The sequence below is a fragment of the Winogradskyella damuponensis genome, from assembly GCF_039538385.1.
Lineage (GTDB): Bacteria > Bacteroidota > Bacteroidia > Flavobacteriales > Flavobacteriaceae > Winogradskyella > Winogradskyella damuponensis.
In genome coordinates, this window is the sequence record NZ_BAABCB010000002.1 from 19377 (window position 1) to 34796 (window position 15420).

Sequence of the window (15420 nt, forward strand, 5' to 3'; positions counted from 1 at the left end):
TATTTGTTACCGGAAATAAAACAAAAAATAAATTGATAAAAGATTTACTTCAGAAATACGAAAATAAGACTCCCGAAATCGTATTTCATTGGAACGACTCAGAAACAGATGCGGAAGGGTGGACAGTTATAAACTCATTACGTGGTGGAGCAGCAGGTGGTGGAACACGAATGCGAAAAGGATTAGATAGAAATGAAGTGTTGTCTCTTGCTAAAACGATGGAAGTAAAATTTACAGTTTCTGGCCCTGCCATTGGTGGAGCTAAATCTGGAATAAATTTTGACCCACAAGATCCAAGGAAAAAAGGTGTTTTAGAACGTTGGTATGCAGCGGTATCTCCTTTATTAAAAAGTTATTATGGAACAGGTGGTGATTTAAATGTAGATGAAATTCACGAAGTTATTCCAATTACTGAGCAGAGTGGTGTTTGGCATCCTCAAGAAGGTGTCTTTGAAGGCCATTTTAAACCAACACAAGCCGATAAAATTAATAGAATTGGTCAGTTAAGACAAGGTGTTATCAAGGTTATTGAAAATCCAGACTTTTCTCCTAGTGTTAATAGAAAATATACCGTTGCAGATATGATTACGGGTTATGGTGTCGCTACAGCAGCAAAACACTTCTATGATATTAATGGAGATTCTGTAAAAGGAAAACGCGTTGTTGTTCAGGGATTTGGAAACGTAGGTGCTGCAGCTGCTTTTTATTTCGCACAAATGGGAGCAAAAGTTGTTGGTATCATTGATAGAGTTGGAGGGTTAATCAATAAAGATGGATTTACATTTGAAGAGATCACAGATTTATACCTTGCAAAAAATGGTAATACACTAGTTGCAGATAACCTTATTCCGTTTGAAGAAATCAATGAAAGTATATGGTCGTTACAGACTGAAATATTTGCACCTTGTGCCGCATCGAGGTTAGTGACTCAAGATCAAATTGATCAGATGATTACTACAGGTTTAGAAGTGATTACCTGTGGTGCTAACGTCCCTTTTGCTGATAAAGAAATATTTTTTGGATCTATAATGGAACATACAGACCAAAAAGTGAGCCTAATACCAGATTTTATTTCAAATTGTGGTATGGCAAGAGTTTTTGCTTATTTTATGGAACGTAAAGTGCTAATGACTGATGAAGCTATTTTTAATGACACATCTGATGTTATAAGGAAAGCTTTAGAAAAAGTGCATGAAAATAATTCAACAAGAATAGGTATAAGTGAAACAGCTTTTGAAATAGCGTTAAAACAATTGATATAACATATAATGGAAGCTGCAATAATTCTTGTATTTGTTTTTGGCTATTTGGCCATAACATTAGAACACAATATTAAAATTGATAAATTAATCCCTGCTTTAGTCATGATGGCTATAAGTTGGGCACTGATTTCATTAGGTATTGATGGATTTACTCAATGGTTTGATTCTGCTAATCATAGCCTAATGGACAATTTTGGTTTACTTCCGCATGAAGAGAAAATGCACTTAATGGAAGAAACCTTACTTCATCATTTAGGTAAGACAGCAGAGATTCTTGTATTTTTATTAGGTGCAATGACCATTGTTGAAATAATAGATTATTTTGATGGGTTTTCTACCATTAAAAATGCTGTAAATTTTAACAGTAGGAAGAAACTGCTATGGATGTTTGCAATCTTAGCCTTTTTACTTTCAGCAATCATTGATAACCTTACTGCCACAATTGTTTTAATATCAATTCTTCAAAAAATTGTAAAAGAAAGAGATGTAAGAATATGGTATGCTGGTTTAATTATTATTGCCGCAAATGCAGGTGGTGCTTGGTCGCCTATAGGAGATGTGACAACAACAATGCTTTGGATTGGAGATAAAGTGTCTACAGGTAAATTGTTCTCGTATTTATTTATCCCTTCATTGTTATGTATGGTAGTACCAACTTTTATTGCGTCATTTTTAAAGCCTTTTAAAGGCGATTTAGAATTGCAAGAGTCAGATGGTAAACCAAAAAACAAGTTTAGTGCTACCATGTTATTCTTAGGATTGGGAGCTATTATTTTTGTGCCAATATTTAAAGTGATTACACACTTACCTCCTTATGTAGGTATGATGTTGTCATTGGGTGTTGTTGCTATTTTTGCTGAAGTATATAGTAGTTCTAAATTTTCAATTTCAGAAGTGAGTTCAGAAGAACATAATTCTAATGCAAGTCATAGTCCTGTTCATCATTCATTATCTAAAATTGAATTGCCAAGTATATTGTTTTTCTTAGGCATCTTAATGGCAGTTGCTGCCTTAGAATCTTTAGGAATTTTATTCGGTTTTGCAGGTTCACTTCAAGATACTATGCCAATGTTAGGTACAGAGTTTCATCATGAAGGTGTATCGGATTTAGTGGTATTACTTCTTGGAGTTGGATCGGCTGTAATAGATAACGTACCTTTGGTTGCAGCAAGTTTAGGTATGTTCTCAGAACCATTAGATAATGAGCTTTGGCACTTTATAGCTTATTCTGCAGGTACTGGAGGAAGTATGTTAATCATCGGTTCTGCAGCAGGTGTTGTGGCAATGGGAATGGAAAAAATAGATTTCTTTTGGTATTTAAAGAAAATATCTTGGTTGGCATTAGTTGGGTTTCTAGCTGGAGCAGCAGCCTTTATGGTAACAAGAGCTATTTTTTAATATTAAAATAATAAATATACTTAAGCTATAAACTTAGCGTTATAAACAGTACAACTTTAAAAAATTAAATATTTTAGTATGATATCATTAAATACTATTCAAGATGAAGTAGATATTTTAACAGAGGGAGAACCAGTTGAAAAAACCTTATCTATTATTGAATTAATTACAAGTGGAGGAACATCAGGAATAGTGATTATTCTTATTTTGTTCTTACTCTTAATTATAGCTACTTATATTTATTTTGAACGCATTTTTGCCATTAAAGCTGCGTCTAAAGTCGATTCAAACTTTATGAATCAGATTAAAGATCACGTAAGTAATGGTAAGATAGATTCAGCACAAATGTTATGTGCTCAGCAAAATTCACCAGTTTCGAGATTAATTGCTAAAGGAATTACTAGAATAGGAAAACCTCTAGAAGATATTAATACAGCTATAGAAAATGCTGGGCGTTTAGAAATTTATAGTCTAGAGAAAAACGTAAGTGTGTTAGCTACTATTTCTGGAGTTGCACCAATGATTGGGTTTTTAGGAACTGTTGTTGGTATGATTATTTCAATTTTTGAATTGGCAAATGCAGGAGGAACCATTCAAATGGATGTTTTAGCAAGTGGATTATATACAGCTATGACTACAACTGTTGGTGGACTTATAGTTGGTATTATTGCATACGTTGCATATAACCATGTTGTAGGAAGAACGAATAAAGTTGTTTACCAAATGGAAGCAAATTCTATTGAATTTTTAGATCATTTAAACGAACCTATCTAATTTATGAACATTAGAGGAAGAAATAAAGTAACACCAGAATTCAATTTCGCGTCAATGACCGATATTGTATTCTTGTTATTAATATTTTTTATGATAGCGTCAACATTGGTAAGTACTAATGCTATTGATATTATATTGCCAAAAGCAAGTGGTAAGACTGAAAATAAAAAATCGACTGCAGTAAGTATCAAAAAAGATTTGACCTATTATATTGATCAAAAACGCGTTGGTGAAAGTGTTTTAGAAACAGAGTTAGTATCTATTCTGTCTAACCAAGAATCACCAACAATCGTATTGAGAGCAGAGAAATCTGTACCTGTAGAAAATGTAGTGAAGGTTATGGATATTGCCAATAGAAATAAGTTTAAAGTGATATTAGCTGTTCAACCTAATTAACGGCATCATTTTTGAAAATAGCTTTGGAAACCAACAAGGTTTCAAAATTTGATAAGTTTAAAACAATACCTATAAAGTGAAATATTTAGAGACTAAACACGAACGCAATTCGGCAAAAATTACAGTACTCATTTCTTTGATACTGTTACTGCTATTGTTTGTTGTTGGGCCTCAATATATGGATCCTCCAGAAGAATATGGTGTAGCAGTAAACTTTGGGACCACAGATTTTGGTAGCGGCAATAAACCATTAAGTGAACCTAAAAAGGCTGTTGAAGAAAAAATAGTAGAAGAAAGTGCTGTTGAAGAAGTGGTACCGGAAGAATCACAAGTGACACCTACTGAAGCGGCAACCAAAGCCGAAGAAGTGATGACGCAAGATAACGCTGAAGAAATTGCTATAAAAAAGCAAAAAGAAGCTGAAGCAAAAGCTAAAGCGGCTGAAGAAAAGGCTAAGGCAGAAGCTAAAGCAGCCGCAGAAAAGATAGAGCGAGAAAAACGTGAGGCTGAAGAAAAGAAACGTGCTGAAGAAGCTGAGAAAAAGAGAAAGCTCGATGCTATGATTGGAGGTGTGAAAAATGCAGAAGGCAATACAGATGGAGGAGAAGGACCAGATAGTCAAGGTGGGAATAAAGGACAATTAGATGGTGATCCTTATGCACCAAGTTATTTTGGAGGTTCAGGTCCAGGAAAAGGAGGTGTAGGATACGGCCTAGGAGGTAGAGGCATACCATCCAAGCAAATATATAAGCAAGACTGCAACGAATACGGCTTAGTTGTTGTAAGAATTCAAGTAAACAGACAAGGCAAAGTAATTAAAGCAGAACCTGGAATTAAGGGCACAACCAATACAGATCCTTGTTTATTAGAACCTGCAAAAAAAATAGCCATGTCTCATAAATGGCCAGCAGATCCTGAGGCACCAACAACTCAAGTTGGTTTTGTGAGTATTAATTTTGATGTAGGTCAATAGAATGAATTATCAAGATACTGTGAATTGGATGTTTCAACAACTTCCAATGTATCAAAATAAAGGCAACTCAGCTTTTAAAAAAGACTTAACTAATACCATTAATTTAGCCACGTATCTCAACCATCCAGAAGGTAAGTTTAGATCTGTTCATGTTGCTGGCACTAATGGTAAAGGGTCAACAAGTCATATGTTGGCTTCAATTTTACAAGAATCAGGATATAAAGTTGGCCTATACACGTCTCCACATTTAAAGGACTTTAGAGAGCGTATTCGTATTAATGGTAAAGTTATAAGCAAGCAGGCTGTTATAGCTTTTATAAAGAAGAATAAAGCATTTTTAGAAGATAATCAACTGTCGTTTTTTGAAATGACTGTTGGTATGGCTTTCGATTATTTTTCAAAGCAAAAAGTAGATATTGCTATTGTTGAGGTTGGCTTGGGTGGTCGATTAGATTCTACAAACATTATTACACCAGAATTATCTGTAATTACAAACATAGGTTTTGATCACACGCAGTTTTTAGGAAACACATTTCAAGAAATTGCAGGAGAGAAAGCCGGAATTATAAAACAAAATGTTCCTGTTGTTATTGGAGAAACACATCCTGAAACCGAAAGTGTATTTAAACAAAAAGCAAGCGAAGCTAATTCTACGATTTACTTTGCAGATCAAATTATAAATGAAGCTTTAGAGAGCGATTTAAAAGGGTCTTATCAGGTACATAATATTAAAACGGTTATACAATCAATAAATATTTTAAAAGAACTAGGTTTTAAGATTTCTAAAAATAATTTAGAAAAAGGACTTTTAAATGTTGTTGGTAATACTGGTTTGCAAGGCCGATGGCAAATATTAGGGCACAATCCGAAGGTTGTTTGTGATACGGCGCACAATAAAGAAGGGTTAACTTATGTAATGGAGCAAATAAAAAAAGAAACCTTTAATAAGCTTCATATTGTATTTGGTGTTGTAAATGACAAAGATTTGGACACTATAATTCCTTTACTTCCTAAAGAAGCAAGCTATTATTTTTGTCAACCAAACGTGCAAAGAGGCTTAAATGCTAAAATATTGATGACTGCTTTTAAAAAAAATCAATTATTAGGAGAATCTTATAAAAGTGTTAGTGAAGCCTTAACTGTCGCAAAATCAAATGCTAATAAAGATGATTTGATTTATGTTGGCGGTAGTACTTTTGTTGTAGCAGAAATAATTTAAATTTTTATTAAAAAATGTTTTGAGATATTAAAAACTAGACTATCTTTGCAGTCCTAATTATTAGGGCGACTAGCTCAGTTGGTTCAGAGCACTTGGTTTACACCCAAGGGGTCAGGGGTTCGAATCCCTTGTCGCCCACTTCCAAAAGGAAACCCGATTTACGAAAGTAGATCGGGTTTTTTGCTTTTAATAAGCGAGTGAAGTTATTAGTTTTGGTAATTTATAAAACAGATATTTTAAGAATTACCTAACTGATTCAATATTTCAATAGCAGATGCAATTGCGTTCAAGGGCATCTAAGATTAAGTTCATTTGTTTAAAAAATGCTAAAGTCAATTACAAAGGGTCATTAACTCAGTTGGTTCAGAGTGTCACGTCGACAACGTGGAAGTCACTGGTTCGAATCCAGTATGACCCACATTATTAGAAAACCCAATTTATAATTGTAAATCGGGTTTTTTCGTTTAAAAATTACAGAGCATTGCTGTTATATAATTTATTGGATAATTATGTTTTGTTTTTTGAAAGTATATTTGTTAATTGAGATATGAATACTACAGAAGCAGCATTACAAGAACGTATTAAGGAGTTAACTTGTCTATATGAAGTTTCATCCATAATAGGAGATGTTAATATCGTGTTGCTTAAGGACACATTAAGAGCTGTAGCTTTTAGTTTAAAAAAAGCATTTCAACAATCTGAAGACACCCAAATTATAATACAAACAGAGCATAACAAAGTTGTAACTGAAAAAAGACAAGGAAAGTCTGTTTTTATTACTTCTGAAATTAAACTTTTTAATGAGGTTAAAGGTGAAATTAGTGCGCATTTAAATGGTGTAAATTATAGCGAGAACGATTTTTTAAATGAAGAGAAGTTGCTCTTAGATAATGTCGCTCTCATGGTTGGAAACATGTTAGAGCGTATTGAGATTCAGAAAAACCAAGCGTCTTTAAAACGGCAAATGGAACGTGCAGATCGTCTTGGGATTTTAGGTGAAATTACTGCCGGAATAGCGCATGAACTTAATACTCCTTTAGCAAATATTTTAGGCTTTGCAGAATTACTTAAGGATGATTTAGCAGATAATAAAAGTGCAACATCAGATTTAGATAAAATTATTCAAAATGCAGTTTTTTCGAGAGAAGTAGTAAAGAAGCTTATGTTTTTTGCTTGCGAAATGCCGCAAGAAATGAAACGTGTTAACATTGTGCCCAATATTAAAAATGCTATAAACTTATTAGATGCAACTTTTAGAAAAGAGCATGTAAAGTATCTTGTAAAAATTGAAGAAGAAGAATTATGGTTAAAGGCAGATCCTATTCAGCTCACACAGATTATTTTCAATTTATTAATTAATGCCATTTACTTTTCTCCAAAAGATGGATTGGTAACCATTGAGGCTGAAAAAACAGAAAAAGATATCATTTTGAAAATTTTTGACGAAGGAAAAGGATTTAACCCAGAAGATTTGGATAAAGTGTTTCAGCCGTTTTTTTCAACCAAACCTACAGGAGATGGTTCTGGACTAGGGCTAAGTGTTGTACATGGCATTGTAGCGTCTCATAAAGGCACAATAACAGCTGAGAATATGCCAAATAAAGGTGCTATATTTACAATAATACTCCCAAAAGAATAAATGACACCATGCAGTTACGCAAAGAAAATATACTTATTGTAGATGATGATGTTAACATCTTAGAGTTGTTACAGCGTCATTTGCAATCGTGGAATTATCATGTTTTTAAGGCGATGTCAGTAAAAGAAGCCGTAACAATTTTGCGAGATTCACAAATAGACTTATTGATTACAGACTTAAAAATGCCTGAGTTAGATGGTTCAGAACTTATTAAGTTTGTGTCAGAGCACTACCCAAAATTGCAAAAATTAGTTGTTACAGGTTATCCTTCAGTTCAAGATTCATTAGTTGCAATTAAATCAGGAGTGGTAGATTACTTAACAAAGCCATTTACAAAGGATGAATTAAAATCTGCAATAGATAAATCTATTTCTAATAATCAAATCCGGAAACCTAACCAATCTGAAGACGAACAAGAGTCTTCTTACGGGGAAATTATAGGTAATTCAGAAAAGATAAACGATGTCATTCAGGTCATTGAGCGTGTAAAAGATAATAAAGCTACGATATTTATTAAAGGTGAAAGTGGTACGGGAAAGGAGTTGGTTGCTAGAGCAATTCATTATCAAGGTAAGTTTGCAAGAGCGCCATTTATTGCTGTAAATTGTGGAGCAATACCAGAAAATCTTTTAGAAGCAGAATTGTTTGGGCATTTAAGAGGTGCATTTACAGGAGCAGAAACTAATAGAGAAGGGTTTTTTCAGGCTGCTAACGGAGGTACTATTTTTTTAGATGAAATAGGTAATGCATCACTAGCAGTTCAGTCAAGGTTGTTACGCGTATTACAAGAAAAAGAAGTTGTTAAAGTTGGGGCAACAAAAGCAGAAAAAGTAGATATACGCGTTATAGCGGCAACTAATAGCGATTTGCGTGATATGCTACAGAAGCAAACCTTTAGAGAAGATTTGTTTTATAGGTTAACTGTTGTCGAAATTGAAATAGCACCTTTGAGAGAGCGAAAAGAAGATATTCAGTTATTAGTAGATAAGTTTCTCTTTAAATATGGAGTAGAGTATAAAGATAGATTTCTTAAAATTACACCAGAAGCTTTGGAAATTCTAAAACGTTACGATTGGCCAGGAAATATTAGAGAATTAGAAAATATTATTCAGCGTGCAGTGATTATGTGTGATAAAATTATAGACGTAGCACATTTGCCTGAACATTTAAAATACACTTTAAATTTTTCTAAAGACAAATTGGAGCCGTTAAAAGTCATTGAAAAAAGATATATTGAAAAGGTCTTACGCGCTACAGATAATAATAAAACTAAGGCTGCAGAAATTCTTCAAATAGACCGAAAAACAATTCGTCAAAAACTTTCAGAATAATATTCTTTAACTGGTACTTTTTTACTCTATTGGGTAATTTTGTACCAATCTCTTTTTTGTGTTTTATAATTCAAGTCACTAACTATTCTTTGTTTACAGGCTTTTGTTGTTTTGCAGAGCCACGATTGGCTGTTTTGGCACAAGCATTGCTTCACTATACAAATAACATTAATAGTATTTATTATGAATCATTTTAATATTTGTCCGAGTTGCATGCATCGCAACGATTGTGTTTTAACAGCACAAAAGGATAAGGTTTGGTCTTGTAGTGAGTTTGATGAAATTAAATCAGAAGAGGTTTTTTTAGAAAAAGTACAACAGCCTAAGCAGGAACTAGAATTAGCTTAATATTTAATAATAAATTATGATTTTTAACGCATTAATATCAGTATTTAAAACTCGAAATCTAGTAGATAAAAAATCTGCTAAAGAAGTTTCTAGAAATAAATATATCATTGAGAAATATCATGAAAGATCGATAACTAATCGCTATTTCAAATAAAAATTTAAACATACTATAATGACAACATTAACAGCAGATTTGAAAAAAACAACCAAAAAAGCGACAAAAAAAGTACCTGTAAGAGGTATGATGGATAACGTGATGGAGCAGTTTAATAGTGCTGCAGACCAAATCAATTTACATCCAAACATTAGAAAAATATTAAGCATAACCAATAATGAAATTCTTGTGAATTTTCCAGTTAAAATGGATAATGGTGAGGTGGAAATATTTACAGGATACAGAGTACAACATAATAACGCATTAGGACCATATAAAGGAGGCTTACGTTATCATCCAACTGTAGATCTAGATGCTGCAAGAGCTTTAGCTATGTGGATGACATGGAAAACTTCTTTGGCAGGTTTGCCTTATGGAGGTGGTAAAGGAGGTATTAAATTAGATCCTTCTAAATATTCTGAAGGCGAATTAGAGCGTATTACAAGACGTTTTACGTTTGCTTTAGCAGATAATATTGGACCAGAACACGATATTCCTGCTCCAGATGTGAATACCAATAGCCAAACTATGGCATGGATAGCAGATACTTATATGAGTACGCGTCCGCCAGCAGAACGTAATGCAAACCAGCATATAGTTACAGGAAAACCAGATGGAAGTGGTGGACTTGAAGGAAGAGATAGAGCAACCGGTTACGGAGTGTACTTGACTATCAAATTCTGGGCAGAAAAAAACGATGTAAATTTAGAAGGAAAGAAATTTATCGTCCAAGGTTTTGGTAATGTTGGTTATTGGGCTGCTCTTTTTTTAGAAAGAGACGGAGCAAAATTAGTAGCAGTACAAGATGCATATGGATGTATTCAAAATCAAAAAGGTATAGCAGTTGAAGAGCTTTCTAAATATACTAAAATCAATGAAGGTAGTATTGCAGATTTTCCTGATGCAAAGCCCGTTAATAAAGATAAGTTCTTTGGTTTAGATTGTGATATTGTTATTCCTGCTGCTTTAGGAAATCAAATTACTAAAGAAAATGCATCAAAAATAAAAGGAAAACTTATTGCCGAAGGAGCAAATGGCCCAACCAATGTAGAAGGTGAAAAAATTCTTTTAGATAAAGGAATTACTATCATACCAGATATCTTATGTAACTCAGGGGGAGTTGTAGGTAGTTATTTTGAATGGTTGCAAAACCGAAATGGTGAAATTTGGCAACTAGATGAAGTTATGGCTAAACTTGACAAAAAGATGAAAGAATCTTTTAATAAAGTTTATGACTATTCTAAAAATGAAAATATAGATATGCGTACAGCAGCATTTTGTATTGCTATTGAACGTATAGAAAAAGCATATATACAAAGAGGTATTTTTCCATAAATAAATGTAAAAACATGAAGTACGGAAGTTTAATAATTGAAAAGAAAGAATACGTTTACTTAAAACGTATACTAAATGTATCGGGTTATGCCGAAGACCATGAAACTCAAAAATGTTTAATGAAACTGTCTGAAGAGCTAAAAACAGCTCAGATTGTTAGTGAAGAAGAAATGCCTAAGGATATTATTAGATTTAATAGTATCGTGACGCTAGTTTTAGAAAATGGTTTGGAAAAAAAGTTACAAGTTGTAATTCCAACAGAAAGAAATATAAAACAAAATAAGATTTCTATTCTTACACCAATGGGATCTGCATTAATTGGTTATTCAAAAGAGGATACCATTTTTTGGGATTTTCCAGGAGGGAAACAACAGCTAAAAATTATTGATGTAACCCAAGAAGAAACGTTTAGTGGATTAGATATTGTAATGTAAAAATATAAGATATGACAACTTTAAATACTGAAATTTTTCATCACGATTCAGATGTTGATGTAACACATAAAATCAACACTATGGAGTTAAGTAATTGGATTAATCATTTAAAGTATATAAAAAAAGAGTTGGTTAACCTTATTAATATTTGCACCGCAGATCTAAATGAAAAATTGGAAGACTATAGTGTTGAGGAGCGTTTTCAAAAAAAGAAAGTTGAAAACGAAATCCTATTAGAAGCACTTATAAAATATTCAAATTCTAGATCTAACATTGTAGAGTGTGAGGATACACAATGCGATATGGCATACATTAATGAGCACGAAAGTTATAGGAGAAGTTACCTATATCACTTGGATAAATACAGGAGGCTTAAAGATGAGTTTTTTAATAAAGTACAAGGAAAGTTTACACTTATAAAAATTAATTAATCTTATATCATATAAGCTTTTGAACACCGTTTTATCGCATCAACTTAATCAGCAAAGAAAATTGTGTATACAAAAAGATTTAAACGAATTAAATCTATGGATTAATACTTTAGAATTTTTTAATAACGAACTGGATCATTTTAGTGTTATAGAAAAACAGCTTATTAAAAAGGCTTCTGTTTCTAGTACTATTCAAGCCATTCGAAGAAAGAATGTCTTAAATATGGCCATCTTATGCAAGTACGAGCAAGAGTTGAAAACCGAATATCAATATGGGAAAACTGAATATGATTTAAACCGATTAAGATTCCATGAACAGAAGCGGATAAGTTATATGAAGCTCGTTGATGAGTGTAATACTTTTAAAAATAAATTCTACTTGTCTCTAAGAAAGTACAGAAGAGAATAACTTAAATTTTTACTTAAGATTACAAAAGGGTAATTCCCAATTATTTTTTTGTTGTTAATAGCAGGCCGTGAAAGAGAATTCTTTCACGGCTATTTATTTTATAATAATGTTAAAATTCGTTCTAAAGCCATTCCGCGAGACCCTTTAATCAAAACTGTAGCATTATTAAGTTGAAGCGATTCTATATGTGGTTTTAAATCTTCATAAGTTGAAAACTTAAGTGTTGATGCTTTGGTTTTGGTCTTATAAAAGTTTTTACCAATTAAATATGTGTTTTTTTCAAAATGATCTTCAATAAAATCGACTATGTTTTGATGTTCTTTTTCAGATTCAGAACCTAATTCAAACATATCTCCAAGAAAGAGAAACTTGTTTTTAACTTGTAGTTGTTTAAAATTTTTAAGCGCTGCTAACATGCTTGTAGGATTGGCATTGTAAGCGTCGAGAATAATTTTTGTATTGCCTTTTTCTATAATTTCAGAGCGGTTATTATCTGGGTGGTAACTTTCAATAGCTTTTTGTATGTTATCAGAGCTTACATTAAAATATTTTCCAATCGCAACAGCTACTGCTATGTTGCCATAATTATAATCGCCTATAAGTTGACTTTCAATTGTAATGCCATCATATGTTATGGTGACATAAGGGTTTGCATTTTCAAAAGCAACAATACAATCATTATTCGTATGAGATCCAAAATGACTAACATTATTATAGTTAGCAATTTGAGTTACTTGCTTTTTGTCGTCAGTGTTTATAAAGACTTTGTTCTGATTTTGCATTAAAAAATCATACAATTCAGACTTCGCTTTAATAACTCCTTCAATGCTTCCAAAACCTTCTAGGTGTGCTTTTCCAAAATTGGTAATTAAACCATAATCAGGCTGTGCAATACCAGATAAAAAAGCAATTTCCTTTAGGTGATTGGCGCCCATTTCTACAATTCCAAAGTCTAATTCTTTTGTAAAACTTAATAAGGTTAATGGCACACCAATATGGTTGTTTAGATTTCCAACTGTAGCTTTTACTTTGTACGTCGTTTCTAAAACCGCATTAATAAGCTCTTTTGTAGTGGTTTTACCATTGCTGCCAGTTAAAGCTATAATAGGAATGTTAATTGTCTTTCTATGATATGTTGCAAGCTTTTGAAGTGTTGTTAATACATCTTCAACTAAGATGCAATCATCGCTTATTAAAGCATTTTTATCATTTATAACACAATATTTTGCTCCACCGTCAAAAGCTTTATTTACAAATTGATTGCCATCAAAATTATCCCCTTTAAGCGCAAAATACATACAGCCTTGTTGAAGTTTTCTAGTGTCTGTAGAAACCGCTGTGCAGGCTTTAAATTTTTGATATATATCGTCTATTTTCATGAGCTTAAAAATAAAAAAGTCCTGATAAATTTATCAGGACTTTTTAAAATATTATTTAACGTTTATTAGTTACGTCTTTTTCCACCTTTTTGGCTTTTAGAACCAACTCTAGATACTGCGCATCTAAAGCCAATATAATCTGTTGCCATATCTTGTGGGAAGTAACGACGTTGTGCTGGGTCAATCCAGTATGCTCTATCTCTCCAAGAACCACCTTTATAAACTCTTACTTCGTCATTAATTAAAGATGTTCTACTATTAGATTTGTCATATTCTCTAATTAATTTACCCTCAGCAGAATCTGTTTCAACTCTATGTTTTGGTGAGTTGTACATTTTGCTAGTGGTATTTTTCTTTGCTGCTCCACCTTCTGTTTCATCAAAATTCTCTCTGTAGTAACGAGAAGAACGTTTGTCACCATCTCTAAAGTTGATGTTATCACTTTTACTAAAGTTAGTTCTTAAATAAGTTTCTTCTTCATCTACAGGAACTCTTGCGATTTCACCAGGTAAATCTCTAGCTACAATTTTTCCGTTGCTTAATGTATCATAAACAATTTCATCTGCAGTTACAATTTTTACAGTACCATCTTCATTGATTGCATTCTTAGTATATACATTTCCTCTATAGTAGTTGAAATCATTGAATTCGTCATCAACAATAGGTCTGTAAACATCGGCAACCCATTCGGCAACATTACCAGCCATGTCATATAAACCATAATCGTTTGGTGAGTATGTTTTTACTTCTGCAGTAATATCTGCACCATCGTCAGACCAGCCAGCAATTCCACCATAATCACCTTTTCCTTGCTTAAAGTTAGCCATTTGATCTCCACGATTTACACGCTTTCCAGATCTTGTATATTGACCATCCCAAGGGTATTTTTTACGTCCTCTATAAACATTAAAGCTACGTAATTCACTCATACCTAAAGCGGCATATTCCCATTCTGCTTCTGTTGGTAGTCTGTATTTTACAGGGATTGCACCAGATTCTCTATTAGCATAAATATTAACAGGATTGCCATCTGCATCTGTTTGTTGTCTACGTTTTCCACCTTCTAATACCTCCGAATTACCTCCGTAAGTCTCTGTAGGAGCGTTAATATAAGTATCAACATCAAAAGTACTTTCAGCATTCAAATCGGTATATTGAGCATCTCTTTTAATGTAACCAGCTTCTTGTAAAGATAATTCAGCTACACGGTTAGATCTCCAATTAGCATATTCTACAGCTTGAATCCAACTTACACCAACAACAGGGTAATTTGCATAACCAGGATGACGTAAATAGTTTTCTGTCATCATTTCATTATAACCTAAACGATTTCTCCAAACTAATGTGTCAGGAAGTGCACCTTTGTATATAAGTGCGAAATCTGGGTTATCTGGAGGATAAACACTTTTTAAATAATCTAAATAATAAAGATAATTTAGGTTAGTAATTTCAGTTTCATCCATGTAGAATGACTGAATATGTTGTTGATTTGGAGTGTTATTCCAATCGTGCATTGGATCATCACCTACTTTACCCATTGTAAAGGTTCCGCCTTCAATGAATGCAGTTCCAGGAGGTGTTTCTTGTTCCTTAAATTGAGTGTTGTACTGAAAACCACCTTGTTTATCGTTGATTTTCCATCCTGTGGCAGTATCTACATTGCCAGAATTAGAAGAACGGTTGCAACTTACAATTGAAGCGCAAAGCGTTACTGCTATTAGAAATTTTAGGTTTGAGACATGTTTCATATCCATACGTTTAAGTAAGCTCGTTTAATTTTAGAGTCGCAATATAACAATTAAAGGTAAACTGACAACTTTTTTTCGCGTCTAATTGCAAAAAAATGTGCATTTCATCCTTTTTTTTGAGCACAACAACGGACTTTTTTCGATTTGCCGATGTATTTTGCTCTTTAATAACGAGGGAGCAAATGAATTA

15 protein-coding genes and 2 tRNA genes are annotated in these 15420 nt (G+C 33.0%); 15 read left to right on the plus strand and 2 right to left on the minus strand.

Features of this window, described 5'->3' with window-relative positions; all coding sequences use genetic code 11:
* Positions 1-35 precede the first annotated feature (35 nt).
* From ABD730_RS00135 to ABD730_RS00205, 15 genes are all read left to right on the plus strand, one after another.
* A complete protein-coding gene (locus ABD730_RS00135; protein WP_334471655.1) occupies positions 36-1262 on the plus strand; it encodes a Glu/Leu/Phe/Val dehydrogenase dimerization domain-containing protein in 1227 nt (408 codons plus the stop codon).
* Positions 1263-1268: 6 nt separating this feature from the next.
* The gene (nhaD, locus tag ABD730_RS00140; protein ID WP_215927535.1) at positions 1269-2660 is read left to right on the plus strand and encodes a sodium:proton antiporter NhaD; all 1392 of its coding nucleotides are present in this window, start codon (positions 1269-1271) and stop codon (positions 2658-2660) included.
* 78 nt (positions 2661-2738) lie between these two features.
* Complete coding sequence (locus ABD730_RS00145; protein WP_334471627.1) at positions 2739-3434, plus strand: MotA/TolQ/ExbB proton channel family protein; 696 nt, start codon at positions 2739-2741, stop codon at positions 3432-3434.
* A gap of 3 nt (positions 3435-3437) precedes the next feature.
* Positions 3438-3830 carry an ExbD/TolR family protein gene (locus tag ABD730_RS00150; protein ID WP_215927539.1) on the plus strand — a complete coding sequence of 131 codons (393 nt, stop codon included), beginning with the start codon at positions 3438-3440 and terminating at the stop codon, positions 3828-3830.
* 76 nt (positions 3831-3906) lie between these two features.
* Positions 3907-4803, plus strand: a complete 897-nt coding sequence (locus tag ABD730_RS00155) for an energy transducer TonB (protein ID WP_344711743.1) — start codon at positions 3907-3909, stop codon at positions 4801-4803.
* A gap of 1 nt (position 4804) precedes the next feature.
* Positions 4805-6022, plus strand: coding sequence for a bifunctional folylpolyglutamate synthase/dihydrofolate synthase (locus ABD730_RS00160; protein WP_344711744.1), 1218 nt, complete (start codon positions 4805-4807; stop codon positions 6020-6022).
* Positions 6023-6085: 63 nt separating this feature from the next.
* Positions 6086-6160 (plus strand) — tRNA-Val (locus tag ABD730_RS00165).
* A 205-nt stretch (positions 6161-6365) separates the two neighbouring features.
* Positions 6366-6440 (plus strand) — tRNA-Val (locus ABD730_RS00170).
* Between the two features lie 129 nt (positions 6441-6569).
* The gene (locus ABD730_RS00175; protein WP_334470592.1) at positions 6570-7661 is read left to right on the plus strand and encodes a sensor histidine kinase; all 1092 of its coding nucleotides are present in this window, start codon (positions 6570-6572) and stop codon (positions 7659-7661) included.
* Positions 7662-7669: 8 nt separating this feature from the next.
* Positions 7670-8992, plus strand: a complete 1323-nt coding sequence (locus ABD730_RS00180; RefSeq protein WP_215927547.1) for a sigma-54-dependent transcriptional regulator — start codon at positions 7670-7672, stop codon at positions 8990-8992.
* Between the two features lie 183 nt (positions 8993-9175).
* Entirely contained in the window at positions 9176-9340 is a 165-nt protein-coding gene (locus tag ABD730_RS00185) for a hypothetical protein (RefSeq protein ID WP_215927549.1), read from the plus strand.
* Positions 9341-9512: 172 nt separating this feature from the next.
* On the plus strand, positions 9513-10829 hold the full coding sequence (locus ABD730_RS00190; protein ID WP_334470587.1) for a Glu/Leu/Phe/Val family dehydrogenase: 1317 nt from the start codon (positions 9513-9515) through the stop codon (positions 10827-10829).
* 14 nt (positions 10830-10843) lie between these two features.
* Positions 10844-11263 (plus strand): GreA/GreB family elongation factor, encoded by a 420-nt coding sequence (locus ABD730_RS00195; protein WP_334470585.1) that lies wholly within the window; start codon positions 10844-10846, stop codon positions 11261-11263.
* Positions 11264-11274: 11 nt separating this feature from the next.
* Positions 11275-11694 (plus strand): hypothetical protein, encoded by a 420-nt coding sequence (locus tag ABD730_RS00200; RefSeq protein ID WP_215927555.1) that lies wholly within the window; start codon positions 11275-11277, stop codon positions 11692-11694.
* A gap of 61 nt (positions 11695-11755) precedes the next feature.
* The gene (locus ABD730_RS00205) at positions 11756-12103 is read left to right on the plus strand and encodes a hypothetical protein (RefSeq protein WP_215927557.1); all 348 of its coding nucleotides are present in this window, start codon (positions 11756-11758) and stop codon (positions 12101-12103) included.
* A 98-nt stretch (positions 12104-12201) separates the two neighbouring features.
* On the opposite strand, the gene ABD730_RS00210 is transcribed toward ABD730_RS00205, so the two are convergent.
* Positions 12202-13482 (minus strand): UDP-N-acetylmuramoyl-tripeptide--D-alanyl-D-alanine ligase, encoded by a 1281-nt coding sequence (locus ABD730_RS00210; protein ID WP_344711753.1) that lies wholly within the window; start codon positions 13480-13482, stop codon positions 12202-12204.
* 65 nt (positions 13483-13547) lie between these two features.
* On the minus strand, positions 13548-15236 hold the full coding sequence (gene gldJ / locus ABD730_RS00215) for a gliding motility lipoprotein GldJ (protein ID WP_334470581.1): 1689 nt from the start codon (positions 15234-15236) through the stop codon (positions 13548-13550).
* Positions 15237-15420 lie beyond the last annotated feature (184 nt).

What these genes read in the sequence shown, in the direction of transcription:
- nhaD (WP_215927535.1), top strand. Translation starts at nt 1,269, where the DNA reads ATGGAAGCTGCAATAATTCTTGTATTTGTTTTTGGCTATTTGGCCATA.
- ABD730_RS00145 (WP_334471627.1), top strand. Translation starts at nt 2,739, where the DNA reads ATGATATCATTAAATACTATTCAAGATGAAGTAGATATTTTAACAGAG.
- ABD730_RS00150 (WP_215927539.1), top strand. Translation starts at nt 3,438, where the DNA reads ATGAACATTAGAGGAAGAAATAAAGTAACACCAGAATTCAATTTCGCG.
- ABD730_RS00160 (WP_344711744.1), top strand. Translation starts at nt 4,805, where the DNA reads ATGAATTATCAAGATACTGTGAATTGGATGTTTCAACAACTTCCAATG.
- ABD730_RS00175 (WP_334470592.1), top strand. Translation starts at nt 6,570, where the DNA reads ATGAATACTACAGAAGCAGCATTACAAGAACGTATTAAGGAGTTAACT.
- ABD730_RS00180 (WP_215927547.1), top strand. Translation starts at nt 7,670, where the DNA reads ATGCAGTTACGCAAAGAAAATATACTTATTGTAGATGATGATGTTAAC.
- ABD730_RS00185 (WP_215927549.1), top strand. Translation starts at nt 9,176, where the DNA reads ATGAATCATTTTAATATTTGTCCGAGTTGCATGCATCGCAACGATTGT.
- ABD730_RS00190 (WP_334470587.1), top strand. Translation starts at nt 9,513, where the DNA reads ATGACAACATTAACAGCAGATTTGAAAAAAACAACCAAAAAAGCGACA.
- ABD730_RS00195 (WP_334470585.1), top strand. Translation starts at nt 10,844, where the DNA reads ATGAAGTACGGAAGTTTAATAATTGAAAAGAAAGAATACGTTTACTTA.
- ABD730_RS00200 (WP_215927555.1), top strand. Translation starts at nt 11,275, where the DNA reads ATGACAACTTTAAATACTGAAATTTTTCATCACGATTCAGATGTTGAT.
- ABD730_RS00210 (WP_344711753.1), bottom strand. Translation starts at nt 13,482, where the DNA reads ATGAAAATAGACGATATATATCAAAAATTTAAAGCCTGCACAGCGGTT.
- gldJ (WP_334470581.1), bottom strand. Translation starts at nt 15,236, where the DNA reads ATGGATATGAAACATGTCTCAAACCTAAAATTTCTAATAGCAGTAACG.